Origin of the sequence: Microbulbifer sp. VAAF005 (assembly GCF_030012985.1) — a bacterium.
Lineage (GTDB): Bacteria > Pseudomonadota > Gammaproteobacteria > Pseudomonadales > Cellvibrionaceae > Microbulbifer.
This window is the reverse complement of sequence record NZ_CP120233.1, coordinates 1,841,935-1,868,029: the sequence shown is the minus strand read 5'-3', so window position 1 is coordinate 1,868,029 and position 26,095 is coordinate 1,841,935. Positions and strand designations below refer to the sequence as shown.

At 52.4% G+C, this 26,095-nt stretch carries 19 protein-coding genes; 13 read left to right on the top strand and 6 right to left on the bottom strand.

Annotated elements, in window-relative coordinates; genetic code table 11:
• The first annotated feature begins 24 nt into the window (after nucleotides 1-24).
• The gene (gene prmC, locus P0078_RS08280) at nucleotides 25-852 is read left to right on the top strand and encodes a peptide chain release factor N(5)-glutamine methyltransferase (RefSeq protein ID WP_282933937.1); all 828 of its coding nucleotides are present in this window, start codon (nucleotides 25-27) and stop codon (nucleotides 850-852) included.
• Between the two features lie 42 nt (nucleotides 853-894).
• On the top strand, nucleotides 895-1,794 hold the full coding sequence (locus P0078_RS08275; protein WP_282933936.1) for a cation diffusion facilitator family transporter: 900 nt from the start codon (nucleotides 895-897) through the stop codon (nucleotides 1,792-1,794).
• 41 nt (nucleotides 1,795-1,835) lie between these two features.
• On the opposite strand, the gene P0078_RS08270 is transcribed toward P0078_RS08275, so the two are convergent.
• The 3 genes from P0078_RS08270 to P0078_RS08260 all read right to left on the bottom strand — a co-directional run bounded on the left by P0078_RS08270 (nucleotide 1,836) and on the right by P0078_RS08260 (nucleotide 5,748).
• Complete coding sequence (locus P0078_RS08270) at nucleotides 1,836-3,302, bottom strand: succinylglutamate desuccinylase/aspartoacylase domain-containing protein (protein ID WP_282933935.1); 1,467 nt, start codon at nucleotides 3,300-3,302, stop codon at nucleotides 1,836-1,838.
• Nucleotides 3,303-3,423: 121 nt separating this feature from the next.
• Complete coding sequence (locus P0078_RS08265) at nucleotides 3,424-4,854, bottom strand: MATE family efflux transporter (protein ID WP_282933934.1); 1,431 nt, start codon at nucleotides 4,852-4,854, stop codon at nucleotides 3,424-3,426.
• A gap of 180 nt (nucleotides 4,855-5,034) precedes the next feature.
• On the bottom strand, nucleotides 5,035-5,748 hold the full coding sequence (locus tag P0078_RS08260; protein ID WP_282933933.1) for an alpha/beta fold hydrolase: 714 nt from the start codon (nucleotides 5,746-5,748) through the stop codon (nucleotides 5,035-5,037).
• 178 nt (nucleotides 5,749-5,926) lie between these two features.
• Here P0078_RS08260 and gltS point away from each other — a divergent pair, with 178 nt between their 5' ends.
• Nucleotides 5,927-7,132, top strand: a complete 1,206-nt coding sequence (gltS, locus tag P0078_RS08255; protein ID WP_282933932.1) for a sodium/glutamate symporter — start codon at nucleotides 5,927-5,929, stop codon at nucleotides 7,130-7,132.
• Nucleotides 7,133-7,155: 23 nt separating this feature from the next.
• Entirely contained in the window at nucleotides 7,156-7,644 is a 489-nt protein-coding gene (locus P0078_RS08250; protein ID WP_282933931.1) for a hypothetical protein, read from the top strand.
• A 65-nt stretch (nucleotides 7,645-7,709) separates the two neighbouring features.
• Here the strand turns inward: P0078_RS08250 and P0078_RS08245 are convergent, their stop codons facing one another.
• Nucleotides 7,710-8,603, bottom strand: a complete 894-nt coding sequence (locus tag P0078_RS08245; RefSeq protein ID WP_282933930.1) for a LysR family transcriptional regulator — start codon at nucleotides 8,601-8,603, stop codon at nucleotides 7,710-7,712.
• A 164-nt stretch (nucleotides 8,604-8,767) separates the two neighbouring features.
• On the opposite strand from P0078_RS08245, the gene P0078_RS08240 reads away from it, so the two are divergent.
• From P0078_RS08240 to P0078_RS08200, 9 genes are all read left to right on the top strand, one after another.
• Nucleotides 8,768-11,713 carry a TonB-dependent receptor domain-containing protein gene (locus P0078_RS08240; RefSeq protein WP_282933929.1) on the top strand — a complete coding sequence of 982 codons (2,946 nt, stop codon included), beginning with the start codon at nucleotides 8,768-8,770 and terminating at the stop codon, nucleotides 11,711-11,713.
• A 163-nt stretch (nucleotides 11,714-11,876) separates the two neighbouring features.
• Nucleotides 11,877-13,628: a gamma-glutamyltransferase gene (ggt, locus tag P0078_RS08235; protein WP_282933928.1), complete on the top strand. Its 1,752-nt coding sequence runs from the start codon at nucleotides 11,877-11,879 to the stop codon at nucleotides 13,626-13,628.
• Between the two features lie 97 nt (nucleotides 13,629-13,725).
• Entirely contained in the window at nucleotides 13,726-15,048 is a 1,323-nt protein-coding gene (locus tag P0078_RS08230) for a type III PLP-dependent enzyme domain-containing protein (RefSeq protein ID WP_282933927.1), read from the top strand.
• A gap of 26 nt (nucleotides 15,049-15,074) precedes the next feature.
• Nucleotides 15,075-16,826 carry a gamma-glutamyltransferase gene (gene ggt / locus P0078_RS08225; protein ID WP_282933926.1) on the top strand — a complete coding sequence of 584 codons (1,752 nt, stop codon included), beginning with the start codon at nucleotides 15,075-15,077 and terminating at the stop codon, nucleotides 16,824-16,826.
• Nucleotides 16,827-16,877: 51 nt separating this feature from the next.
• Nucleotides 16,878-18,929, top strand: coding sequence for a CapA family protein (locus P0078_RS08220; protein WP_282933925.1), 2,052 nt, complete (start codon nucleotides 16,878-16,880; stop codon nucleotides 18,927-18,929).
• Nucleotides 18,930-19,096: 167 nt separating this feature from the next.
• Nucleotides 19,097-19,714: an HvfX family Cu-binding RiPP maturation protein gene (locus P0078_RS08215; RefSeq protein ID WP_282933924.1), complete on the top strand. Its 618-nt coding sequence runs from the start codon at nucleotides 19,097-19,099 to the stop codon at nucleotides 19,712-19,714.
• Nucleotides 19,715-19,761: 47 nt separating this feature from the next.
• Nucleotides 19,762-21,270: an ATP-dependent RNA helicase RhlB gene (gene rhlB / locus P0078_RS08210; RefSeq protein ID WP_282933923.1), complete on the top strand. Its 1,509-nt coding sequence runs from the start codon at nucleotides 19,762-19,764 to the stop codon at nucleotides 21,268-21,270.
• A 33-nt stretch (nucleotides 21,271-21,303) separates the two neighbouring features.
• A complete protein-coding gene (locus P0078_RS08205; RefSeq protein ID WP_282933922.1) occupies nucleotides 21,304-23,328 on the top strand; it encodes an acyltransferase family protein in 2,025 nt (674 codons plus the stop codon).
• A gap of 338 nt (nucleotides 23,329-23,666) precedes the next feature.
• Nucleotides 23,667-24,815 (top strand): hypothetical protein, encoded by a 1,149-nt coding sequence (locus tag P0078_RS08200; protein ID WP_282933921.1) that lies wholly within the window; start codon nucleotides 23,667-23,669, stop codon nucleotides 24,813-24,815.
• A gap of 53 nt (nucleotides 24,816-24,868) precedes the next feature.
• On the opposite strand, the gene cysZ is transcribed toward P0078_RS08200, so the two are convergent.
• Both cysZ and P0078_RS08190 read right to left on the bottom strand, forming a co-directional pair.
• Entirely contained in the window at nucleotides 24,869-25,699 is an 831-nt protein-coding gene (gene cysZ / locus P0078_RS08195; protein WP_282933920.1) for a sulfate transporter CysZ, read from the bottom strand.
• A gap of 51 nt (nucleotides 25,700-25,750) precedes the next feature.
• Complete coding sequence (locus P0078_RS08190; protein ID WP_282933919.1) at nucleotides 25,751-26,047, bottom strand: PA4642 family protein; 297 nt, start codon at nucleotides 26,045-26,047, stop codon at nucleotides 25,751-25,753.
• Between the last annotated feature and the right edge of the window lie 48 nt (nucleotides 26,048-26,095).

The following is a 26,095-nucleotide window of genomic DNA, read 5'->3' as shown; positions in this document are numbered from 1 at the left end:
CGGCGTTTTTATAGGTTTTTCTCCATGACCAGCGTCAAGGAAAATATCGCACGCTGCGCCCAATTAACCAATAGCGACAGCGCGCGCCTGGATGCAGAGCTTCTGCTCGGCAGTGTGTTGGGGCGCGAGCGCACCTGGCTCTATACCTGGCCGGAATACGAATTGAATGAAGCTGAACAAGTGCGCTATGAGCAGTTGCTCGAGCGCCGGCAAGCGGGAGAGCCGGTGGCACACCTTATCGGTGAGCGCGAATTTTGGTCCCTGCGGCTAAAGGTGGATTCCTCCACCCTGATCCCCCGCCCGGACACTGAATTATTGGTGGAGACGGCGCTGGAGTTTTTCCCCCAGGGCAGGTTGCGAGCATTGGACCTGGGCACTGGCACTGGTGCTATTGCACTGGCTCTGGCGTCGGAGCGACCGGGATGGGAAATTATTGCAGCGGAGAAATCACCCGCTGCGGTAGCACTGGCAGAGGAAAACCGGCGCTCCCTCAAGTTGCAAAATGTGCAAGTTATCCAGAGCGATTGGTTTTCCAGTTTAGAGCCACAGCCGTTTTCCCTGATCGTTAGCAACCCTCCCTATATCGATGCATCTGACCCGCACTTGGTGCAGGGCGATGTGCGCTTTGAGCCCCGCACTGCGTTGGTGGCAGAGCGACAGGGTTTGGCAGATATTGAACATATCGCCACAACCGCTAGTGATTACCTGGAAAGCGGTGGCTGGCTAATGGTGGAGCACGGTTGGCAGCAAGCTGAGAGCGTGCGGGATATTTTTTCTGCGGCGGGATTGAATAAAGTTTCAAGTCGCAGGGATTATTCCGGTTGGGAGCGAATTACCTTAGGGCAAAAATAGTGATACCTGCGGAGCTGCCACAGGGATTTGAGGAGGGAGCCTATGCATGATCATGTCCACCACCGAACCGGCAATGGGGCTTTGCGCCCATTAATTATTGCACTGGTTCTCACTCTCAGTTTTTCCATAGTTGAAGCCATAGGTGGTTGGCTATCTGGCTCACTGGCATTGCTCGGCGATGCCGCCCATATGCTGACCGATACTTTTGCCCTGGCACTGGGGGCTATTGCCGCAGTACTGGCGAAAAAACCCGCCGACCGGGAATTGTCGTTTGGCTGGGGGCGAGCGGAGGTCTTAGCTGCGGTAACCAACGGCCTGATTATGCTACTGATCGTGGTCGGTATTTCTTTTATGGCCATTGATAGGTTGCGCAATCCCCAGCCGGTGCACGGCAGTACGGTGATGTTGATTGCAGCCATGGGGTTGCTGATTAATATTCTGGCGGCCTGGGTTTTATTAAAAGGCGAGCGCACACTCAATATTCGCGGTGCGCTTTTGCATGTGATGGGCGATATGCTGGGCTCTGTTGCGGCACTGGCTTCTGGAGCTGTGATTTATTTTACCGGCTGGGTACCCATCGACCCCCTGCTTTCATTGCTTATTTGTCTGTTAATCCTGGTTTCTTGCGTGCGACTGCTCAGGGATGCGATCGATGTATTGATGGAGCGGGTACCCAGGGAATTGAGCCTTCCGGTTGTGGGTGAGACACTGGCGGCGGTAACCGGGGTGCGCTCTGTGCACGATCTCCATATTTGGCGCTTGGATTCCAGCACTATTTCCCTGTCGGCCCATATTGTGGTGGATGACTTGCAGGCTTGGCCCAGCGTACTGGAGCGCTTGCGGGAAACCCTGGTCAAGCGCTTCGATATCGACCATATCACTCTTCAGCCGGAACCTTTGACAATGCCCGAAGTGACGGTGATCGATAAAGTCAGTGATTAATAGGTGGTGATCGATAAAGTCAGTGATTAATAGGTGAGGATTTACTCCTCACCTTCTGTCGGCGGCTGGCGGTTTTCTGGGGTGGCTGGTACTTTGCTCTCTGATTTGTCAGCGACCGATTCTTCCGCTACTACTTCCTGGGGCTGGCTGATTTGTTCCTGGGGAGCCTGGATACCGATATGGTAGGCGGCAAATCCCGGTTGCACGACCTGGTTTAATGCCATGCCGAGAATACGGCCGTTGTGCTCGGAGCGAATTTCTGTGCGCACATTGGTAATTGGGTTGGTTACCGTTCCCAGTAAATCGCCTTTACGCACAAACTCACCGAGCTGTACCTCACTAAAGATAACCCCGCCGGTCGATGTCCGCTGCCAGGTGGAGGTGTAGTAAACCGGTTCGGGATCGCCCCAGAGGCGGAATTTACTCACCATACCCAGCTGGTTGAGCAGAGTGCGTATACCTTTCACGCTGTGACTTACCGATAGTTCATCCAGCACCATCGGTGCCCCGGCTTCCAGAGTAACAGTGGGGATACCTGCCTCCACAGCGGCGCGGCGCAGGGTACCCTTGGCTCCGGCGCTGTGCAGCACCACAGTGGAGCCAAAACCCTGGGTCATTTTCACTACCTTGGGATTGGTTAAGTCGCCGCGCAACTGTGGCAAGTTGGTGCGATAAAAAGAACCCGTATGTAAGTCCACCACGGCGTTACAGTGGCTGATTACTTCGTGGAAAAATGAATTGGCAATTCGCGAAGCCGAAGAGCCATTGGGATCGCCGGGGAAGTGCCGGTTCAGGTCGCGTCGATCAGTCAGGTAGCGGGAGCCTCGATGGAAGCCTTGCAGGTTGACGATGGGTACGCCAATTACCGCACCGCTCAAATGGTCTGCGTCCAGGTCGTACATAACCCGTCGCACAGTTTCCACACCGTTCAACTCATCACCGTGCACTGCAGCTGTAAGGCAGAGAACCGGCCCTGGTTTGGCGCCGTTAACCACCAATACAGCGGTGGGACTATAGACGCCTTCGAAGTGTTGGCTGGGAGACCAGGCCAGGCGCGTGGAGGTCGCAGGGGGAACCTCTGAGCCTAACAATCGCAGCGGCTTGGCAGTCTCTCCCGGAACCAGGGAGATGGTGCCGGGCTCCGGTAATTCGGGTTGAGGTTTAACTGTTTCAGTTTCTTTATCGGCAGTGGGAGCAGTCTCGGTGGGAGATGCCGGTTTATCCAGTTCCTGGATAGGTTGGTCCAGCTCCAGATTTTCCGCTTGGGGTAGGGAGATTTCTTCAGAACCAGCATCTGTCGACTGGGATTGCTCCTCAGTAGGGGCAACGTTGGTGGGTGGCCCCAGCTCTGTGATCACCGGTTGGTCCAGCTGCATATTGGCAGCCTGGGGGACCGCTTCTGTCTCTTCTCCAGCGCTGTCATCGGCGCTCAGGGCCTGGGTGGATGAAAGCAGTAAAGCCAGGCTTAGCAGGTGTCGGGTCCTTCGGGAGGATTGGCGCGGGATCATTCGGCACTCCGGTCAACTTCGTATATCTGGGTGTGCCGGAGAGCCTTGTGTCCGGCACAGATTGGGACTTTGGAGCGCCAGTATAGTCAATACGTTCCCGAGGAATGTGATACGCGCCGAATTACGCGTATCCGTAGGTTCGCTCGATGGCTTTGCGGCTGGTTCGCCAAAAGCGAATTCCCAGCAGGATTGAAGCCGTTCCCAAGCCGATACAGACACCGGTCCAATAACCGTATACCCCCCAGAAGCTCTCTCCCAGCCAGTAGGCGGTAGAAAGCCCCACCAGCCAGTAGGAAAATAGCTGTATAAACATGGGAGCACTGGTGTCCTTATATCCGCGCAGTGCACCCCAGGTCATTGCCTGGGTGACATCCACCAGCTGGAATGCGGCACACAGCAATAGCAGGTTGGAGGCCACTGCAATAATTTCTTCATTGCTGGTGTAGGCCTGAACAAACAGGGTACGCAGGGTAATCAAAAGTACGCCGGTGCCCAGTGCGTAGATTAGGCCGCTACTGATGCCCACTTTGCCACAGAAGCGCGCGCGCTTTGGCCGTCCCTGACCGAGTAGTTGGGCGGTGCGGATACTCAGGGCCTGGGCCAGTGCCAGTGCGACCAAGTAAAAAATCGATCCCACATTCATGCTGATCTGATGGGCGGCGACAATGGCTGCGCCATAGGGGGCAAGCAAAATGGTAAGGCTGGCAAAAAAAGTAACTTCACTGGCCGCACCTACACAAATTGGCAGGCCAACTGCGAGCAAGTGGCGCAGGGTTGGCCAGTGGGGGCGAGGTGGCAGTAGCCTAAGTTTAAGCTTGTGATAAACCGGGTCGGTATTTGCGTGCCAGAAGAGTGCCAATGCGATCAGGCAGCTGACCGCTGCGGTAGCCCATCCGCATCCCGCTCCTCCCATTGCCGGTAAGGGGCCAGCACCAAACACCAAAAGAATATCCAGGGGAATATTTAAAATTGCGGCAGTGATATAGATGCGCATTACCGGGCGCACTTGTCCCATACCCTCACAGTAACCGCGCAACGCCGTGCCGAGTGCAAAAGGCAGGGTGCCGACAGTCAGGGCCAGTACATAGCCCTCCATCACTTTGCGAACAGGCTCTTCCGTGTCTATCCAGTGACTCCAGATAGGAACCGCTAGCAGGGCGGAAAACACCAGAATGCCACCGATCAGTGCGATCCACAGCGCCTGGTGCAGTTGCCTGGCGCAGCCAGCTTCATCGCGGCCACCGCGCAAGTGTGCAACAACCGGGGAGATAGCAGCGAGCAGGCCGATTAATGTCACTGCGCAAACAGCCCAAATACTGGCTCCCAACGCGAGGCCGGCAAGACTCACTTCCCCGGCGCGTCCTGCTACCAGAGTATCAACAACTCCCATGCTTACCACGGCCAGGTTACTGACCACCAGAGGGCCTCCCAGGGTGGTTAGGTGCGACAATTCGGTTTTAGTGGCATTTCGGTAAAGCTTGAACAATGAAAAACCTGAGCTCTTGTTACTGTTTTCGATAGAGGGTTCTGGGGGTTGGGCTAATTTTGACAAAAAATTAATCCTGCGGGGGAGTGTTAACAGACCTTAACCTTCGCAATGCACGCAGGCAGCTGAAAACGGTCGGAGGGTCAAAGTTCGGAAAGGCTTTCAGTCTGCTTGGGAGCAGGCGGGACAACACCGCAAAAAGGTCCGACATTCTACGGCACAAACGGTGCCTGCGCCCAGTGCCGATTACGGACTTTCCTCAAGTAGTTTGGCCACAATTTCGGGCTTATTGATGATGCAGTCGTGGTTTATTTCTGCTTCCCGATATGTCCACCCGGATATCTGCTTAGCCTTGTGGCTACTGTAGACGGCTGGTGGGTATTCGGGTTGGGTACAGTGAATGAAAGTACACGGCGGGCCCTGCTCAGGAGAGCGTTTTAAGTGGATGGGATCCAGTAACGTTTTGATGGGGTGCGGGGTCATACGGCGTTTTAGCCAGTTGATATCATCTGGCTGGGTTATCCCCAAGGCTTCTGGTGGTGGAGGCATAATACAGAGAGTACCGTCGATATCCTGTGCCTGCTTGAGCCGCTGCTCTTCAATACCGCTGGGGAGTTGGCTGCTGAATGGGCGCCCGGGCTCTGGAACAGCGCCATCCAGGTAGATCAAGCGGTGCACCCGCTCGGGCAGAGCGTCGGCGGCACCGGTTGCGGCCATCCCTCCAAAACTGTGGCCCACAAGGGTCACTTGCTGCAACTCCTCCCAAAGGATTGTATTGATAAGGTCCTGGATAAAAGTGTCCAGACCAACAGAGGGAGAGAGTAGGTGTTTGCGCTCTCCCAGGCCACTGTGGGTGGGGGTGAATACTCGGTGCCCATTCTCCTGCAAAAGGTGGGCGACCCTGCTCCAACACCAGCCTCCATGAAATAGCCCGTGGACCAGCACGTAAGTTTTTCCCACCGGATTACTCTCTAATTACTTGAGTTCTGCAAGCATAGATGTGCACCTCTGGGGAGGGCATAACCTGGTGCTATGGGAGGGATGAAATTAGAAAGGTTGCTGGGTACCGGGGTCGTGTAAGATGGCGTCATCGTTGCCATTTTGGCTTCTTCGGTCGTATAAGAAAGATAATGAAAATATGGTCATTGAGGTATCTCTTCTCGGCACCCTGCTAATTGCAATGCTAATCCTGATCGTCGGCTACTACCTGTCGCACGTTATTCCATTTTTGAACCGCAATAGTATTCCCGAACCGGTAGTGGGAGGGCTGATATTTTCACTGTTAGCGGCGCTCGGTTACACACTGTTTGATGTTTCTTTCTCATTTGATATGAGCATGAAAAACCTGCTAATGGTGATGTTCTTTACCACAGTCGGTTTGGCGGCCAGTGTTAAATTGTTGATTAAGGGTGGACCTAAAGTCGTGCTGTTTCTCGGCGTGGCCACTGTGATGCTGATAGTGCAGAACCTAATCGGGGTGCTGATGGCCAAGTCGGCGGATATGCACCCGCTGTTTGGCTTGGTGATGGGGTCGGTCACCCTATCGGGCGGCCACGGCAATGGAGCTACCTATGCAGATTTATTCAGCAATATCTATAACCTGCAGGGGGTGCTGGAAATCGCCATGGCAACAGCAACTTTCGGTCTGGTGTTAGGTGGATTAATTGGCGGGCCGGTCACTGAGCGTCTTATTCGCAAGCACAACCTCAAGCCCACGGCAGGCAAAGACCATAGCGATAATATGGTGACCTACGACGTTGACGACAAAGATACGGTCACTCCACGACGGATGATGGAGACCCTGTTTTTGCTTGTTGGGTGCATGTTGGCTGGAGGTGGCCTGCACGGCTTGCTAGTGGAGGCCGGGCTGGTTATCCCAGCTTTTCTAATACCGTTGCTACTGGCAGTGTTCGTTACCAATTTGTTGGATTTTACAGGCCGCTATCGGGTCAGCACAGCCTGTGTTGATCTGTGGGGCACTATGTCGCTGTCAATTTTTCTTGCGATGGCGATGATGTCTTTGCGGGTGTGGGAGTTGTTCAGTCTGGCCGGGCCTATGTTGCTGATTATTGGTGTTCAGGCTATTGCGGTGATGATGTTCTGTTACTTTGTGACGTTTCGGGTCATGGGAAAAACCTATGATGCGGCCATTATCGCCGGGGGGCACTGTGGTTTTGCGATGGGGGCAACTCCCACGGCTGTTGCCAATATGGAAGCTCTGGTGTCGCGTCACGGGCCATCGCCACAAGCCTTTTTGGTTGTGCCGTTGGTAGGGGCATTTTTTATCGATATTACTAACGCCCTGGTTATTCAGCTCTTTATGGGCTTGTCGTGGATATTTTAGAGGGGCTGCGAGTGATTTGCTTTTTGAAAAAACGTTGTGTCGCACTGGTGTTTACCCTGTTGTTGCCGATGGTACTGCCTGGCTGCTCGAGAGGGCCTGCGATATCGGAGTTGCAGGGTAACCTGCAGGCGCAGCTCGATAGCACCTTTGGCGATGGGTTGTGGGAGGTGCAGCGCTTTAAGCGTTACGGCTCCCAGCCATGGATGGGAAATTCTGATGGCGAGAGCGATCAATGGGTGTTTTATTATCATGCGGAGTTGCAATTGCGCCGTGAGTGGCGTTTTGCGGCGTGGGATGGCCAGGGGCGCAGCCCTCTGCATCACCTGTTGAACGCAGCGGAGAGGGGAGTCGAGGGGTTGGAGGCCAATGGCAACCTGCCTGGAGATAGTATTTCGGTGCACGGTTTCGCGCTCTATCGGCAGGGTGGCAAAGGGTGGTCTGCTGTTCCTGTCGATTCGGTGGATGGTCTGAAGGTAGCACTGAGTTCTAGCATAGAGCAGACAGCCGATTGACGTCTTGGTGATAGCCTTTCGCGATGATATTACCGTGGAGCTATCGTAATTTTTTGGCTGCAGGGTTAGCTGGCCCGCAGAGCGCTAAAAGCCTTTTTGATGTCTTCAACAAAGTCTGCTGCAGTTTTGGAAAGCGGCTGGTTGGCATGATGGAAGCACTTCAGTTTAAATTCAATCGGTGGGTTAAAAGGTGTGCAGACCACCTCGCCACGATTATCTGCTGCAGCAGTAAACTCATCAAAAATGGAATAACCGAGTCCCCGCGCAACCAGATTTTTGGCCAGGTAATAAGTCTGTGCCTGAATGGAGGTCTTGGGCATAATGTTTTCTGCAGAAAAACGTTGGCTCAGTAGGTCGCCCAGGGGCCCGGTATTGGAAATTGAGATAAAGCCCTCTTTATCGATATCGCTTAGTTTAATTTGCTCTCGCTCGCTGCTGGCCGGGTCTGCCGGAGCGATATGCACCAGTTGCCCGGTGCCAATTTCTATGGCTTCAATACTGGGGTGGTCTCGGTCAGTAAATACCAAGGCTAAGTCATTTTCGTATTCGTAGAGTGATTCTATCGCTTGATCGTAGTGCTTCGTTTTAACATCGAAGGTCACATTAGGAAATTTTTTGTGGTAGTGCTTAATCGCATCAGGCAGGAGATTCAGGCCCAGTGCAGGCATACAAACTACACGAATATGACCGTGAGTGTGCTCTTTTAAATTTTCTGCTGTTTTCTTGATAGCACTGATTTGCTGGTAAATCTTGCGGACTTCTTCAATTAGCGAGTGGGCTTCGGAAGTTGAGACCAGTTTTCCCTTCACCCGTAAGAATAATTTGAATCCAAGCTGCATCTCTGCATGGCTCAATACTTTACTGACCGATGGCTGAGATACGTTCAGTAATTTGGCTGCATCGGAAATGGAGCCTGTGTTGTATACAGCATGGAAGACTTCAATATGACGTAGGCGCATTTCAGACCCATATTATTATAAAAGCTTTGGGTGATAGACACAGGTTATATGTGCCTTAATTAAAGTCAATAGATGATAAAGATATTTTCAGCATAATTACATTTCGGGTTAAGGGCCGAGTAAAACACTTTCCCACAACAGCTAAAAAATAAGAGGGGATTGAAATGGCATTTTTAAAACGATCTAAGCTCAGTTCATTTTTCAGGCAAAACCTAGTATCCAGTTGCTCACTTCTGGTAATGGCACCGTTAGTGGTGGCAGCAGCCGAGGAAAATACTGAGTCTAGTGCACTTGAGGAGGTCGCTGTCGTCGGTAGCCAAATCAAAGGAGCCGATGTTGAAGGCACTCTGCCGGTATCGGTTATTGGCGAAGAGGATATTGCACTCATGGGTGCGGCTTCCGGGGATGAGTTGTTGCGCTCTATCCCGCAGATGGGGCAAGTTGGTTTTAATGAATCGGTGACAACCGGGGTAAATGCGGCGCGTGGGGATGTAAATTCCATTAACCTGCGCAGCATTGGAACCGGCAATACCCTGGTGCTGCTAAACGGCCGCCGTATGGTATTGCACCCCGGCACGCAGACCGAAAACTATATTCCAGTGGTGACCGTGAACTCCAATACCCTGCCAGTCAATGGCCTGGAGCGGGTAGAGGTATTGCGCGATGGCGCCGCCGCACTTTACGGGGCGGATGCAGTTGCCGGCGTGGTCAATTATGTGATGAAGAAGGACTATGACGGCGCTATGCTCAATATGCGCTACGGTGCTTCAGTGGGTACTGAACTCGATGAATTCACAGTTAATGGTGCTAACGGTTTTGAATTTAATGACGGTGCTACCAAGCTGAATTTGACCGGAACCTATTATAGCAAAAATGGTTTCTATGCGAGCGAACGCGATTATTCAGCCAATTCCGATCTTCGCGGCTTTTTTACCGGCGACTCTCTGTTTGAGGGGGATACCAGCCTTGATAACCGCTCGAGCATCCACGGTTGGGGTGCCTTTGATTTTGATGATCTGGGTCTGCTGCATGTTCGTCCAACCGATTTGGTGCAGGACGATGGCTCGAGTGTCGGTGAGAGTGATTGTTCCTATTCCCTGAGTGATTCTGATATTTGTCTGGATGATGGCAGTGGAGATCGCGCACTGCGCGGCAACCGAAACTCTGTGCGGATGTTGTCACCAGATTCTGAACGGATCAATTTATTTAGTTTCTTGACCCACGAACTGGAAAACGGCTCGGAATTTTATACTGAGCTGGGCTATTACAGAGCGGAAGTTGATCGGGTGCGTGAAGCGGCCGGCCTGCTCTCGAATAGTCGTTTTGAAGTGCCGGCGGATTACTACTGGAACCCCTTTGGCCCCGTATATTTTGATGATGGCACTCTCAATCCCAATCGAATTGTACCTGCCGGTGATGAGAATGTACCGGATGAGGGGCTCGGTTTTACTCTGACAACCTTCACCCCCTACGACGTTGGGCTGCGCAAGATTAATGTGGTGGACACCAGCTATCGGTTTGTGAGTGGCTTGCGCGGTAACTGGGGTGATTGGGATTGGGATACTGGCTTGGTTTACAGTGAGGCCGAGACCATAGACAGCACCGATAACCGGGTCAGTCACAGCCTGTTTCAACAGTCGCTGATGCTCGACACCGAAGATGCCTACAACCTCTTCAGCGGTCTGGATGTGGATGACCCAACCAGTCTCACCGATCCCACGCCAAACTCTGAGGCGGTACTGGATACATTCCGTATCAATGTGAAAAGACAGAGTCAAACCTCTCTGGCCCTGGCAGATTTCAAAGTCTCTAATGCCAACCTGTTCAGCCTGCAGGCTGGGGATGTGGGCCTGGCTGCAGGTATTGAATGGCGCGAAGAGAGCTTTGATGAGAATCGCGATGACCGTTCCGATGGCACTATCCAGTTTACCGATGAGGTGACCGGTGAGTTGGTGAATGTCAGTGACATTATGGGCAGTAGTGCATCGCCGGATGCCGATGGCTCGCGCCGGGTGATGTCCCTGTATGCGGAAATGTTGGTGCCGCTCTTGCGCGACCTTCCCCTGGTAGACAGCCTGGATATGCAGTTAGCGTTACGCCACGAAAACTTCTCAGATGTGGGCAGTGTGACCAAGCCCAAGTTAGCCCTCTCGTGGTACGTCAATGATTGGTTTCAAATTCGCGGCGCCTACTCCGAAGGCTTCCGTGCACCCAACCTGATGCAATTGCACCAGGGGGCTATATCCGTAGTGAATACCCGTACCGATCCGGTGACCGGGGAATCGGTGGGCTTGGAAGAGCAGCGCCTGGGTAATGCCGATCTGCAGCCAGAGGAAAACTGGAGTCATACTTACGGTTTTGTTCTAACTCCATTTGATGGTTTCACCTTTACCGCTGATTACTGGGATATTAGGCAAGAGGGTGTGGTAGGCATTCTCGGTGCGAGCAATGGTTTGGCTCTGGATGCGGTGTTGCGTGAGCAGGGTTCATACAACCCCAATGTCATTCGCGCAGAAACCACTGATGGTTCAGTGGGGGAGCCTATTTTATTCCTGGATGAATATCTCAATTTGGACCCGCGCGAAATCAGTGGTATGGACTTTAGCGCGATGTATTCCTTCGATACTGACATCGGCAACTTTGACCTGAAGTGGAATGGTGCTTATCTCATCAAATTTGATCAGGACCCCAGTGAGGAAATGCAAATCCTGATTGATGCTGGAGAAGTGGCCACCAATGCCGGCAGCCTGATCGGTGAGGATGGTCGTCCCCGCTGGCGCTCCACGCTGTCAATGAATTGGCGTCAGGATCAGTGGGGAGCAGGTGTTTTTGCCCAGTACACCAGTGCTGTGACGGATACCAGTACCCTGGCTGACAGCGACACTGCTGCACCGGATACCGCACTGCCTGTCGATAGCTATACAACGGTTAATGCTAATGTGGACTATCGCTTTGTCGGTGGAATGAGGGATGGCTTAAGGATTCGTTTGGGTATGAATAATATCTTTGACGAAGAGCCAGATATTGCCGATGAACAAATGGGGTATTTCGGCAGCCTTTATTCCAATCGCGGCCGCTATGTCTACCTCGATGTGGCAAAGAACTTTTAACGCGCTTTGTTGATGGATATTAACGGGGGGTAACTCCCCCCTTTTTTCTCGAAGCTCTGTCTGAGTCGGTACTATTACCGCGACTTCTTAGGTGTACCCGATAGAGCCTTCGACGCTTTAAATACAATCAGTGACGATGACAACATAAGAAGAGGTTGTAGTTTTGACCATTCGTAAGCACACAGCTGTCAGCTTGATATCGACGCTGCTCGCCGTGTTGTCTCCTCTCAGCTTTGCCGCCAGTGGTCCTTACAATATGGGCCGGGATGGGATTGTTCGCTATGAGGATGTTTTTCACCCAGTGGTGGGTCGCAGTGCGATGGTGGCCACACAAAATGCACTGGCGAGCGATGTCGGTGTGCAGATTCTGGATGCCGGTGGCAATGCAGTAGACGCGGCGGTTGCAATCGGGTTCGCGCTAGCGGTGACACTGCCGCGAGCAGGTAATTTGGGTGGCGGTGGCTTTATGCTGGTTCACCTCGCCGACGGTAAAAAAACGGTTGCAATCGACTATCGCGAGACAGCCCCAAGTGGAGCTTCGGCCGCAGATTTTCTTCACTGGGATGGCAGCAAAAATAGTGAGACCAGCCGCAGCTGGCACGCTATAGGTGTCCCTGGCACTGTGGCCGGGTTACACCGGGCATGGCGGGATCACGGTAGTGGTAAGCTCAGTTGGTCGCAGTTGTTACAGCCGGCGATAACGCTGGCAGCCAAGGGCTTTGCAGTCAATTACGACCTGGCCCAGCTGTTGCAGGCAAAAAGTGAGTGGCTGCGACAGGATGCCGCTACTGCAAAAGCGTATTTTAAGGCGGATGGCAGCAGCTATCGAGCTGGAGAAATACTGCTTCAGACTGACCTGGCTTGGTCGTTAAAGCAAATTGCCAAACACGGCCCAAAGGCTTTTTACCAGGGGGCCATTGCTGACAAAATTGTTACGGCCATGCAGCGGCAAGGTGGCCATATTGACCGTGAAGATTTAGCCGGCTATGCCGTGAAGTACAGAACCCCGGTGGTGGGTGATTACCGTGGCTATCAGGTTGTCTCAATGCCGCCGCCCAGTTCCGGTGGTGTGGCGATTATTGAAACACTGAATATTCTCGAGCAGTTCCCCCTGGAGCAATGGGGGCGATCCGCACAGACTTTTCACGTAATGACCGAGGCGATGAAGCGCAGCTTTGCCGATCGCGGTCAGCACTTGGCCGACCCAGATTTTTACCCGGTTCCACAGCAATGGTTAATCGATAAAAAGCGTGCAGGCCGGCTTGCAGCAACGATCAAACTCGACCGCGCGACGCCGTCGGAGCAACTCGGCGGACACAGTTTGCCAGAGGAAAGCCCCTCGACCACACACTTTTCGGTGATCGATGCTGAAGGTAATGCAGTATCCAATACCTACACCTTGGCTAATTCTTTTGGCACCGGCCATATGGTTGAGGGAACGGGGATATTGATGAATAACCAGGTGTATACCTTTTCTGTTCAGGCGGATGTTGAAGGGGCGACGGGTTTTTCTGCAAGTAAGGCGAATCGGTTGGAACCGGGTAAGCGCCCGGTCAGTTCGCAGTCACCTACGATCGTGCTGAAAGAAGGCAAACCTTTTTTGCTGGTAGGTAGCCCTGGCGGCAGCCGCATTATCAATGTGGTGACACAGGTAATTAGCAATGTCATTGATCATGGAATGAATGTTGCTGAGGCCACCAATGAGCGGCGAATTCATCACCAGTGGCTGCCGGATGTTCTCGAGGTTGAACCGGGTTTTAATCGCGACAGTATGGCGCTGTTAAGAGCTAAAGGGCATACCGTTGAGGAGACGCGGACTATGGGCAGTAGCCAATCGATTATGGTGCGCGATGGCTATTATTTTGGGGCCTCAGACCCCCGCCGGCCCAATGCCAAAACCGTTGGGTTGGATTAAATAAATGCAGTTTGTTGGGGTAGATCCCTGGGAATATATAAAGTGAATAATAATTTTTGCTTTTTTATAAAGCGTTAATTCGGGGGAGCGAATTGCAATGAATGATTATGAGTTTATTGATGAATATGCAACTGATGGTGTTGCCGTAAACCTCGATAATGAACTGCTGACAAAAGCAGCAATTCAGCAGGGGCTTCTGAGTGAGGAGGAGCCATTGGCCGGTTTTGTGGATATTGCCGGGGTGGAGAACACGGTACAATCTTTACATCAGGCTTTCCCAAAACATTTTACGCATCATTTTGCAGTCAAAGCCAACGGCATGTCGGCGGTATTAAAACTGCTGAAAAAACTTGGCATGAGTGCCGAAACGGCAAGTCCCGGTGAATTGCAGCAGGCCCTGAATGCCGGTTTTTCTGCCGATCAGATTGTGTTTGATGAGCCGGCAAAAACCTTCGGATTGATTCGCCGGGTTTTATCGCTGGGTGCTACTTTACATATCGATAATTTTGATGAAATGTCGCGGGTGCAAGAGATTCTCGGCGATGACCATGCTCGCGGCGAGCTGGGGTATAGAATTAATCCCCAAGTGGGCAGTGGTCAGATTAAGGCGATGAGTACCGCAGGGCTACACTCCAAGTTTGGTGTGGCTCTAGATGATCGCGGCAATCGCGAGCGTATTATTAATGACTATTTAAACTACCCCTGGCTCAATACAATCCATACCCATGTTGGCTCCCAGGGCTGCCCCTTTTATTTAATGGCAGAGGGGATCGCCAAAGTAGTGGCGTTGGCAAAGGAGATCAACAAGCGTGCCGGAGAGCAGCGTATTCGTTCAATTGATATTGGCGGGGGGCTACGGGTAAATTTTTACAGTGATAAAGTGACACCCACCTACCTGCAGTACGCCGACTTCCTGAAAGAGGAAGTTCCCGAATTATTCACCGGCGAGTTTAAGGTGAAAACTGAATTTGGCCGTGCGGTGATGGCAAAAAATGGCTGTATTTTATCTCGAGTGGAATACGCTAAAAACAGTGGCGGAAGGCATATCGTCACCACTCACGCCGGTGCCCAAATTGCCGCGCGCACTATTTTTATGCCGGAGGCCTGGCCTCTGCGCCTATCCTCTTTCGATAGTAGCGGTGTCTGTAAGACGCAAAACTTTATTGAGCAGGATATTGCTGGCCCCTGCTGTTTCTCGGGGGATGTCATCGCCAACCGGAGGGTAATACCAAAACTTGATAGTGGCGATTATGTAATGCTCCACGATACTGGTGCATATTATTTTTCCAACCCATTTTATTATAACTCCCTACCGGCACCGGCGGTTTACGGTTATCGGATTAGCGCTGCAGGTGCAGTGCAATTTGAACAATATCGGGCTCCGCAAACGCTTGGCGAGATGATGCAGGTAGTGGGTTAAAAATAAGAGCGAGAAGAATTATGTTGATGGTTGAGAAAAGCAAACAATTGATATCATCATTTCTGCTGACAACACTGCTGATCGTGTCTGTGACGGGTGAGGCGGCAAGTCATGTGGATGAAAGTGCAGCGATAATCCGCTATGACAGTATTCATCACCCGGTAATCGGTACTGGTGGAATGGTGTCAAGCCAACGCGAGTTGGCCAGTGAAATTGGTGCAGATATTCTTCGTCGGGGCGGCAACGCGGTGGATGCGGCAGTGGCCACAGGGATTGCCTTGGCAGTAACTTTACCCAGGGCCGGGAACCTTGGCGGTGGTGGATTTATGCTGGTCTACCTCGCTAAAGAGAATAAGGTGGTGGCGCTCGATTATCGCGAGATGGCACCGGCAGCAGCTCACCGGGATATGTATCTGGATTCTGAGGGAAATGTGGATACCAGAAAAGCCCGCTTCAGCCACCTCTCATCAGGGGTGCCTGGCACTGTGGCGGGACTGGCCCATGCTCTGGAAAAGTATGGGACCATGAGTTGGCAAGAAGTTGTGGCTCCCTCGATAGAACTGGCAGAAAAAGGTTTTGTGGTCTCCTATGATTTGGCGGAGAACCTGAAAAGTCGTCAGGCCTGGCTCACAGCCAATACGGCCACAGCAAAAGCCTACTACAAGCGCGGTGGTATTCCCTATGAGCCCGGCGAAGTATTGGTGCAAAAGGATTTGGCCTGGAGCTTAAAACAGCTGGCGCAAGACGGCCCGGAGGCTTTTTACCAGGGCGCAATCGCCGATAAAATTGTTACGGCGATGCAAGAGGGGGGTGGCCTGATTACCCGCGATGACCTGGCCAACTACCGGGTGCAAGAGCGCGAGCCGGTCGCTACCGATTACCGTGGCTATCAAGTGGTATCGATGCCGCCAACCAGCTCCGGCGGTGTTCATATTATTCAGATGCTCAACATTCTGGAGCAGTTTCCGATCGGTAAAATGGGGGCGGGCAGTGCCGATGCGACCCACCTGCTGGCGGAGGCGATGAAGCGCGCTTATGCGGATCGCAGTGAACACCTCGGCGATCCTGATCACTTTGCCGTACCGATTGCCGGTATCACCAGTAAAGCCTACGCGCGGGAATTGGCCGAGGGTATTTCACTGGCGAGTGCGACCCCCTCAGCAAAAATCCATGCGGGCAACCCCGCGCCCTATGAAAGCCCTGACACCACCCATTTTTCTGTTATGGATGCGCAGGGTAACGCGGTGTCTAATACCTATACCCTTAATTTTTCCTACGGTTCGGGAATCGTGATCCCAGGTACCGGTATTTTGATGAATAATGAGATGGACGATTTTTCCGCGAAGCCTGGTGTGCCCAACGCCTTTGGCCTGGTGGGAGGGGAGGCCAATGCCATTGCCGCGCGCAAGCGCCCATTGAGCTCAATGACACCGACCATGATATTTCGCGAGGGCAAACCCTATGTGGTAACTGGCAGCCCGGGAGGCAGCCGTATTATCACTACGGTGTTGCAGGTGTTGGTCAATGTTATGGACCACCAAATGAATATTGCCGATGCGGTCCACGCGCCCAGAATTCACCATCAATGGCTGCCGGACCAATTGGAACTGGAGCCTGGCTTTAGTCCGGATACGATCAAACTGTTGCTGCAAAAAGGGCAGAAGGTGAAACAGGGGCGGACCATGGGCAGTGTGCAGTCCATTATGTGGAAGGAGGGATTGTTTTATGGTGCCTCTGACCCCCGCCGTCCCGATGCTGGAACAGTCGCTGTGCAGTAAGCGCAGCGCGCCAAATTTATCACTCTAAAAGCCATCGGTTGCGGGGAACAGATGAACGGGATAGGGCGAAAGGGCCACCAATTAATCAAGGGTTTCAGCCTGTTACTGGCCGGCATAATTTTCTCAACCGGGCTGTCTGCCAAAACCGCAGCGCCCAATACGGTTATTACCGGCCGGGTAGTGGATGAGCAGGGTAAGGCGATTGCTGGGGTTGAGATCAATAATAATGATGGAGTGGTTTTTACCCGCAAGGGGAGCTTCCGCCTGACGCTGGCTGCCGAAAATATCTATCAGCTTAAATTTTCTGCGGCCGGCTACTACCCGTTAACCCATACTTTTTCCGCCCATGAATTAACGCTCAGCGATGGAAAAATTCCCGACGTTACCCTGGTCGCCCGAAAACCCGGCCGGGTTATGTTGGCTTTTGCGGGCGATTTAATGACAGGGCGGCGCTATTACAAGCCGCTAAAGGGGGACCTGCCCCTGCTGCGTGAGGGCAGTGATGCCGCACAGTTTAAACAGCTGCTGGCCCCGATTAAACCTTACCTTGTCGATGCGGATATCGCTTCAGTCAATTTGGAAGCGGTTCTGGTTGGTGATAAGCCCGGTACGGAAACGCCGAAAAGTGTCACTTTCTATTCCCGCCCTCTCACCCTGACAGCATTGAAATGGGCGGGCATTGATTACGTCACTTTGGGTAATAATCACCTGTATGACTTTGGCGATGCCGGGGTAACGAGCACGCTCGACGCCTTGCAGCAGAGCGGCTTGAAATTTTCAGGGGGCGGGCTGAATGAGCCCCAGGCGCTCGAGAGTGCTCTGCTGCAAGGAGGCTCACAGCAATACAGCCTATTGGGCTTTGTGGGCTGGCGCGGTAACTTCTCCCCCAATCAGGTGGCCGAGGGAGAAAAAGCCGGGGCTGCCTTGGGCAGTGAAGTGAATATAGCCCGCACAGTGGCCCGCGAAGCTGCTGAACAGCGCCCGGTGGTGGTGCAGTATCACGGCAGTGAAGAGTACAGTTACGCGCCCACTGAACTAAGCCAGAGCCGTATGAAGCTGGCCATTGACCGGGGGGCCGATCTGGTTGTTGGCCATCACCCTCATGTGCTGCACGGCTTTGAGTTATACCGGGGTAAGCTTATCGCTTACTCCCTGGGCAATTTTTTATTTGACCAGTATTTTCAGGAGACCCACCGATCTGCGCTGTTGTACGTATGGATGGATGGCGAGCAGTTTGTGCGGGCTGAGGTGGCGCCGCTCTATATCCAGCACTACCAGCCCACACCTGCGGTTGGGGCTGTGCGGCAGCATATTCTCCGCCGCCTACAGCATCAATCCATTCTAAAAGGACTGTCCCTGTCGGCCAGTGGCGGACACGGGGTTATTTTGCCTGATAGTGATAAACGGGCCCGCAAGGCACTGAGCGCCGGTACTGCCCCGTTGGCACCTACAACGGGCTCGTGGGTGGGCAAGCTGCCGTTGACCTGGCAACAGCAATTGCCGGCGCTCGAGGGGATTGATCCACAGGCGAGCTGTACCAGTGGTCGCGATCTGTTGGTGACCGGTGATTTTGAATCCGACCGACTGCTGCCCGGGCAGCCCGCCACTTGGCGTCTGTCCCCCGCCAGTAGTATCGATGCGGGAATTGCCCGCTCGGGAGATCACTCGATGGTGCTGCGTGGGAACAGCCGGGGTCTTGCCGAAGCAGTCACCCGCGGCTTTCATCGATTGGTGGAGGCGCCGCCACAGGCACTTCACTCACTGCTCGGCTACGCCCGCTCGACACAGGCACAATCGCTGCAAGTTTGTTTGGAATATGCCCCCCGAGCGCGTGCTTTTTCGCAATCGCTGGAGTCTGCTGAGCAGGAGTGTTTCGGTTCTGTCGCAATCAGAAAGGGCGATTGGCAGGCGTTTCGAGTAGATTTTCCACCGCTGGATAAGCAGGCGGTTAAAGGCTATCGCCTGCGTTTGCAGGGGGCGGTTGCCGAGGGCACGAATATTATCCTCGATGATTTGGCCTGGGTGGTTTGGGATAAGCCTACTTCCTGTGCAAAATTCGGCAATGACGTTGCCAATATTGATTTTCTGGCCTTGGAGCCCTAGGGCGTGGCGGCGCTAGATACGCAGGCTGGAGTCTTGCGCTCTTAAGCTGGGTTTCTCCTCTTTACTCCCTCTGACACAGCAGTCTGACCGGTCTACTGTAAGAAATGTTGCCTCTGGCTCGACTACAGTGAACAAATACAGCGAAACAGAGCGAGTGTGGGGTGCAGATGACTACCTTGAGCCGCTGGTATGCCTGCTTCTTGCGGGCTGCCGGAAAAATTGACTGGTTGGGGCCCCTTGCCCTGCGTATCTACTTGGCGCCAATTCTTGTGCTTGCCGGCCTCAACAAAATGAACAATATCGATGATGTGGCAGCCTGGTTTGGCAATCCGGACTGGGGGCTAGGGTTACCGGCACCACTATTGATGGCCTGGTTGGCGGCCTTGACCGAGTTTTTGGGCGGTATTGCCATACTTTTGGGCTTTGCGACCCGCCTGGTAGCGCTTCCACTGATGTTTGTGATGGCAGTGGCAGCTTATACGGCCCACTGGGAGAACGGTTGGTCTGCATTGCCGGATAAAACCTTGAGTGTGCCCTGGGAGTGGCGCAAGGATCTGATTGATGAAGCCTCAGTGCGCAAAGAGAAGATTGTCGGTTTACTCAAGGAGCACGGCAATTATGAGTGGTTGGTGGAAACTGGAGGAGTGACCATCCTGAAAAATGGTATTGAGTTTGCCGCTACCTACTTCATTATGTTGTTGGCGCTATTTTGTAGTGGGGCAGGGCGGTTTTTCAGTGTGGATTACTGGCTGTGCCGTCACTATAGCGGGCAGGGAGCCCCATAGAGATGTTATACTCGCCGATTATTTGAACATTTGAGCGAGTATTTCACTTGATAGGAAAGTTGTTCCGCCGATCCTCCTCCAAAGAGGATAAGGGCTCCCGCCGGGGAGAAGACAGCTCCGGACGCCAAAAAGAAGGGCAAAAGCCGTCTGATAAGGCTGCCAAGGGGCGTACAAAATCCGCACAGGCGGAGGGGAAGTCGCGCCGGGGCGGTAGCAGAAATGCTCAAAAAGGGCGCCAGCGCAGCAGAAAGCCAGCGGCACCCGCAGCGCCCTGGTCCCTGGATGAATTCCAGGTTCCAGAACAGGAGGGCAAGGTCCGCTTCCACGACCTGGGACTGCCCAATGAGTTGATGCACGCTATCCACGACTTGGGTTTCCAGTATTGCTCGCCTATTCAGGGTCGCTCCCTTCCCCACACCCTCAATGGTCACGACCTGGTGGGTAAGGCACAAACCGGTACCGGTAAGACGGCGGCCTTCCTGATCACAGTGATTGACGATCTGCTTAAGCACCCGTTTGAAGGTGAGCGCTACGCTGGCGAAGCCCGCTCCCTGATTATCGCTCCGACCCGTGAGCTGGTGATGCAGATTGCCGATGATGCCAAGGCACTGTGTAAGCATACCGAACTGGAAATTCATACCCTGGTGGGCGGTATGGATTACGACAAGCAGCAGAGAAACCTGAATGAGCGGCTGGTGGATATCCTGGTGGCGACGCCGGGCCGTCTGCTGGACTTCGTCGGCAATCGAGACTGCTACCTGGACCAAGTAGAAGTTCTGGTAATCGATGAAGCGGATCGTATGTTGGATATGGGCTTTATCCCCCAGGTACGCCGCATTGTCCGCCAGACCCCGCGTAAAACCCATCGCCAAACCATGTTCTTCTCCGCGACATTTACTCCTGAAGTTGATGATCTGGTGGAGCAGTGGACAGATGATCCGGTAGTTGTGGAGATTGAGCCGGAGAGGGTTGCCACAGATACTGTTGAGCAGCATGTTTACCTGTCTGCCAGTGAAGAAAAGTACACCCTGCTTTACAACATTGTGCAGCGGGAAGAAGTGGATAGCCTGATTGTATTTGCCAACCGCCGCGATCAATGTCGCCGCTTGCACGAACAGCTTCTCGCTCACGGTATTTCTGCCGGCCTGCTCTCTGGTGAAGTGGCACAAAATAAGCGGGTTCGCACCCTCGACGACTTTAAGTCCGGCAAAACCAAGGTCCTGGTGGCTACCGATGTCGCCGGGCGTGGTATCCATATTGATGGTATCAGCCATGTGGTGAATTTCACCTTGCCTGAAGAGCCGGAGGACTACGTTCATCGCATTGGTCGAACTGGTCGAGCAGGTAAAACGGGCACCTCTATCAGTTTCGCCTGTGAAGATGATGCCATGCGCCTGGAGCCTATTGAGCAGCTGCTCGGTGGCAAGCTCAAGTGTGAAGTTCCGCCCGAAGAGCTATTGGTAGAGCCTCCTAAAGTAAAGGTCCAGCGCAGTCACGGTGATCGTGACGGACGACGCGGTGGCCCTGGTGGTAACCGTCGCCCCCGCAGACATTAAGTTTGGGGATAAAGGGACTTACGGTTATACACTATGAGCAGTATTGGGTACCGTCGAGACATCGATGGGTTGCGCGCATTAGCAGTTCTTCCTGTTGTTTTGGCCCATGCAGGGTTACCGGGTTTCTCCGGTGGCTTTGTTGGGGTCGATATCTTTTTTGTTATTTCCGGTTACCTGATTACCAGTATCCTGGTGAAGGAAATTGGTGAATATCGCTTCTCCCTGGCTAATTTTTATGAGCGTCGAGCTCGCCGTATCTTGCCAGCATTATTCTTTGTTCTGGCGACTTCGATTGTTGCAGGGTGGTTTGTATTACCACCAGACCCCTTTAAAGAACTGGGGCAGTCCGCATTGGCGACGCTATTGTTCGCATCTAACTTCTGGTTTTGGCAAAGTACCGAGGACTATTTTGGTTCGGGAGCAGACTGGCAACCTCTGCTACACACTTGGTCGTTATCTGTTGAAGAGCAGTTTTATCTGTTTTTCCCGCTGTTGCTTTGCCTGCTAGCTTCTCGTAGCCGGCGCTCGAAATTGCTGGTTGTGGCTGGGTTATCGATACTCTCTCTCGTTTACTCAGTTTGGGCAACTAAAGCCCAGCCTTTCGCCAATTATTTCCTGACGCCTTCGCGGGTTTGGGAGTTGGGGCTTGGGGCTCTACTGGCCTTAGGAGCTATTCCACAAGTGCGCAAAGCTTGGTTGCTGGAGTTGGTGGCGGCTGCTGGAATCGCAATGATTCTTTATAGCGTCTTTGTTTATGACTCCTCCACGCCCTTCCCTGGAATTGCCGCACTATTACCTTGTATCGGAGCTGCGGTGCTCATTTGGACTGGAGGGAATCGGGAAACAATTATTGCTCGGTTGTTGCGGCTGCGGATCATCGTAGCAATAGGCTTGATTTCCTACTCTCTGTATCTATGGCACTGGCCAGTCCTGGTTTTACTCCGCCTTCTCAATGGATCAGCTGAGCTCCCCCTGGCAATGGCATTGGTCGCGATTGCGCTCTCTTTCATTCTCGCTTGGTTCAGCTGGCGATTCGTAGAGGCGCCATTTCGCCGTGCATCTGAGAGGGGACTTTCCCGTCGGGGCCTGGCTTTGTCACTGGGAGCTGTGGGAACACTTATCATGAGTGTTTCCCTGGTTATCAATGTAAAAAAAGGAGTGCCCTCAAGGCTGCCAGAGCCGGTATATGCAGCTTATGAGAGCGCTAGATCACGCACACCCGAAGAGCGCCGCTGTATGAAGCTTGCACCTTCCGAGGGGCTTTGTGAGGTGGGGGCACCCGACGACGACTCTCAGGTAGACTATCTACTCTGGGGAGATTCCCATGCGGGTGCTTTTATTCCGGGATTTGAGCATTGGCTTGAGGCTGAGGGGTACAGTGGAATTGTAGCTGCAAAGTCTGCTTGTGCGCCGCTTCTGGATGTAATTCGTTTGGAAATGGGTGCATCCCATGGGTGTGACCGCTTTAATGAAGATGTCATGGGGATGCTGGAGCGCCGCTCTGATTTAGGCACAGTTGTTTTGGTGGCTCGCTGGGCCCTATTGGCCGAGGGCACACGATCTCCTGGAGAAGGCGGGCTGTCGGCAGTTTTGGGGTTGGCGGGAGATAAAGATGGCCCTCAGATAAATGGAGCCCAATCCAGTCGAAACTATGAGTTATTTGATTATGGGCTTCGGCAAACTATCGCCAGAATTCGTGCTTCGGGCCGCAGCGTGGTGATTATTGAGGGGATTCCAGAGATTTCTTTTTCCGTACCATTGGCTATTGCCAGCGCGGAGTTTATTGGGGCTCGGGTACAAGCGGCGCCGACACTAGAACAGGTGGTGGAGCGTAACAGTCGGGTAAGGGCGACTCTTGAGGCCTTGTCGGAGGAGTTTGAAATACAGCGAGGTAGTCTTGTGTCGGAGCTTTGCCCATCAGAATGCCAAATACAGATGGAGGGTCGGTCGCTGTATCGCGACGATAATCATCTGAGCACTTTTGGTTCAGAGATGCTGGTACCAGGCTTGATGAATCGACTATTAATGGCGAACTCGAATATAAGGCCAAGCGGTTAGCTGATACCAGCACTCAAAATAGTAGGCATCGAAGCCACCCCTCTCTTACACACCAGCTCCCCTCCACTTGTGATTATGAGCCACTGCCCAGAATTGGACAGCAGTGGCTCTTATCCACTTTTCTGTTCAATCTTTCTGTGCTTTGTTAGTGTTAAAGTTGTGACAAATGTACCATTAATGGCTTATATTTCTTTCTAATGTCCATTTCTATCCTAAAATTAAACGGATTTAGCCAGTTGCATGAGTCAAGACTCTGCAGGTTGAGATTGCTCCTATAGTATGGGGCTAGCTTGCATTCTGACATCCATTACTCAATAAGAATTAAAGTAAATACTCGGATGCGCACCCTCTACTTACATATCGGTTTCCATAAAACCGGCTCCAGCTCTCTCCAGTTGGCAATGAAGGAGCAGACACAAGCCCTGAATAAGGCGGGCTTTGAATTCCTTTCCCTTGGAAAAAAAGGAAACTCCTCTGGGTGTATTGAAGTTTTGCGGGAGAAAGGGCTGGTCCGTTTTAAGCTCAATTCCCGGCTCGATGAGCTACTTGCAGCTAGTCGCAGTAAGCAAACCATTGTATCGGCGGAGCACCTTTGCTTTTTGCATCAACATGAGAGTATTGAGCTGGTTCAGCAGGTGTGTGCCAAGTACTTCGATAACGTTAAAGTGATTGTTTATCTGCGCAGGCAGGATTTACAGGCAATATCTTTTAAAAAACAAGGAGCTCGTGGGGCCGCTTCCAATCGAAGCTCCTCTAGTAAGTTGCTTGGCCATAGTGAGGGGGCTTTTCCCACTCTCAATAAAGATATTGAGATTTACTACGATTATTTTAGCAAGTTGAAGCTATGGGAGACGGTATTTGGGACTGATTCCCTCAAGGTGAGGCTTTTCGGTCGGGAAGCTTTGAACGGGGGTGATATTGTGAGTGATTTTTTCTCTTTGCTTGATGGGGATGTGAAGCTTTCTGCTCGCAGGGTGAATGAAGGGGTAGATAGAAAGGAGTTCTTGCTGACCCATAAATTACTGGAGTTGGGGGTAGCGGAGTCTGAATTGATTAAGCTGAAGCCAATGATGCTGGAAGATCATACTCAGTTACTTCCATCAAGAGATGATGCCAGGCAGTTCTTCCTGCAGTTCAAAGCATCCAATCAGTTGTTAAATAGTACCTTTCTTAGTAACGATTCAGGCCTGGCATTCGATACTGATTTTTCTGTGTACCCTGAACAGGGAAATGATTGGATAACGGTGCGAGATCTGTCTGAGTGGATTCCTGAAATTCTATCTGCCGGTATCCAGAAGCCAGAGGGGTTGAGGGATGCATTATTGGCAGACAAACTCCAACAAATGTTAAGAAAAAGGTTTTCAGGAGATGTACTCACCCAGGAGCTTGAGAATTTGGCAAAGTGCTTATCGGCTAGCGCTTATATTGCCAAGGGCCAACAACCTTGGTATCGAGCATTGAAAAAGAAGAAAACATCGGGAAGGTAGTATCAAAATAAAAAGCCCTCTGTATAAGAGGGCTTCCTGTTTTACAGGTAAAGTTACTGAAGTACCGGAGTTTGAGTGCCGGGATCTCCTTCAATACGCAGTCTTTCAATCCACAAAGCCGTACCGCCAGCAACTGCCGCAGGCATAATAAAGATATTTAAAACCGGTACCATTTTGGCAAGCATGACAGTTCCACCAAAGGTCAGGCTGGTCAATTTGCGGCGGCGCAGAACTGTTTTTAATTCATCAAATGGCCGTTGGTGATTATCCAGTGGGTAGTCAACATACTGAATGGCCATGCACCAAGCACCCCAAACTGCAGTGAGCACTGCGGGGATAATAATGGTCCAGCTGGTGATGGTGGCAATAATGAATACGATCAAACCCCAAAATATAAAGTAACCCAGCTTACGTAATTCCCGGCCCAGGGTACGCCATACCATTTGCATTATCGGCTCGGCAGGGGGAGCCTTACCGGTTAGTAGCTCCTCGACTTTCTCGGCGAGCAAACCGTTAAAGGGGGCGGCAATAATGTTGGTAATAACGCTAAATAAATAGCCGTAGGCGAGAAAAAACAGGAAAAGCACAAGTAACGCAATAATCCAGGCGAGCCAGCGAAAAACACTGGCAGCCCACGCGGCCCCCTTGGCCATCATGGCTTCCCACCAGGACATATTTTCTGTATTTACTGGCGTGTGGGAAAGCAGGCTGCCGATATAATCGGTAAGTCCTCCCAGTTGGGAAATCATAATGCCGCTGATAATAATAAACAGTACGAGGTTTATTAGTAGTGGTACCAGGATAAATGGGCGCAATTCACGCCGGGTAATCAAGTGGATACCGCGCACCAGTGCATCGATACCGTGAACGGGATTTGAAGTCATATTCTCACCTCTCGCTGGAACTATTCCAGGAATTTCAAGGCTACTAGGCTGCTAGTTGGCGCCAGCGGCTTTTAAAATCTCGCTATACTCTGCGCCCTGGCGGTGTTCGCCAATACGGGCCAGCAGGGTTTTTCCGTCGGGGCCGGGGCTGTTCAGATCCAGGCCTTCAGCGAGAAATAACTTTACAAATGTGGCAAAGCTCTCTGCTTTCATACTTCGGTAGGCGCGCTCGAGCAGGTGAAAATCCCGGTTTACGCCAGCGGGGGCTTCGCCAATCAAGAATCCAGCAATACGCTCCTTGTCAAAAACTTCTCCGAGTACTTTTTGTTTGTCTTTTTTCAGGCTCAAAACTATATCCTTGCTACATAAATAGGGGACGGGCGAAGCCCGACCCAA

Excerpts from the sequence above, each read along its gene's own strand:
- prmC (WP_282933937.1), top strand. The coding sequence starts at position 25 with ATGACCAGCGTCAAGGAAAATATCGCACGCTGCGCCCAATTAACCAAT.
- P0078_RS08275 (WP_282933936.1), top strand. The coding sequence starts at position 895 with ATGCATGATCATGTCCACCACCGAACCGGCAATGGGGCTTTGCGCCCA.
- P0078_RS08270 (WP_282933935.1), bottom strand. The coding sequence starts at position 3,302 with ATGATCCCGCGCCAATCCTCCCGAAGGACCCGACACCTGCTAAGCCTG.
- gltS (WP_282933932.1), top strand. The coding sequence starts at position 5,927 with ATGGTCATTGAGGTATCTCTTCTCGGCACCCTGCTAATTGCAATGCTA.
- P0078_RS08245 (WP_282933930.1), bottom strand. The coding sequence starts at position 8,603 with ATGCGCCTACGTCATATTGAAGTCTTCCATGCTGTATACAACACAGGC.
- P0078_RS08240 (WP_282933929.1), top strand. The coding sequence starts at position 8,768 with ATGGCATTTTTAAAACGATCTAAGCTCAGTTCATTTTTCAGGCAAAAC.
- P0078_RS08230 (WP_282933927.1), top strand. The coding sequence starts at position 13,726 with ATGAATGATTATGAGTTTATTGATGAATATGCAACTGATGGTGTTGCC.
- ggt (WP_282933926.1), top strand. The coding sequence starts at position 15,075 with ATGGTTGAGAAAAGCAAACAATTGATATCATCATTTCTGCTGACAACA.
- P0078_RS08220 (WP_282933925.1), top strand. The coding sequence starts at position 16,878 with ATGAACGGGATAGGGCGAAAGGGCCACCAATTAATCAAGGGTTTCAGC.
- P0078_RS08215 (WP_282933924.1), top strand. The coding sequence starts at position 19,097 with ATGACTACCTTGAGCCGCTGGTATGCCTGCTTCTTGCGGGCTGCCGGA.
- P0078_RS08205 (WP_282933922.1), top strand. The coding sequence starts at position 21,304 with ATGAGCAGTATTGGGTACCGTCGAGACATCGATGGGTTGCGCGCATTA.
- P0078_RS08200 (WP_282933921.1), top strand. The coding sequence starts at position 23,667 with ATGCGCACCCTCTACTTACATATCGGTTTCCATAAAACCGGCTCCAGC.
- cysZ (WP_282933920.1), bottom strand. The coding sequence starts at position 25,699 with ATGACTTCAAATCCCGTTCACGGTATCGATGCACTGGTGCGCGGTATC.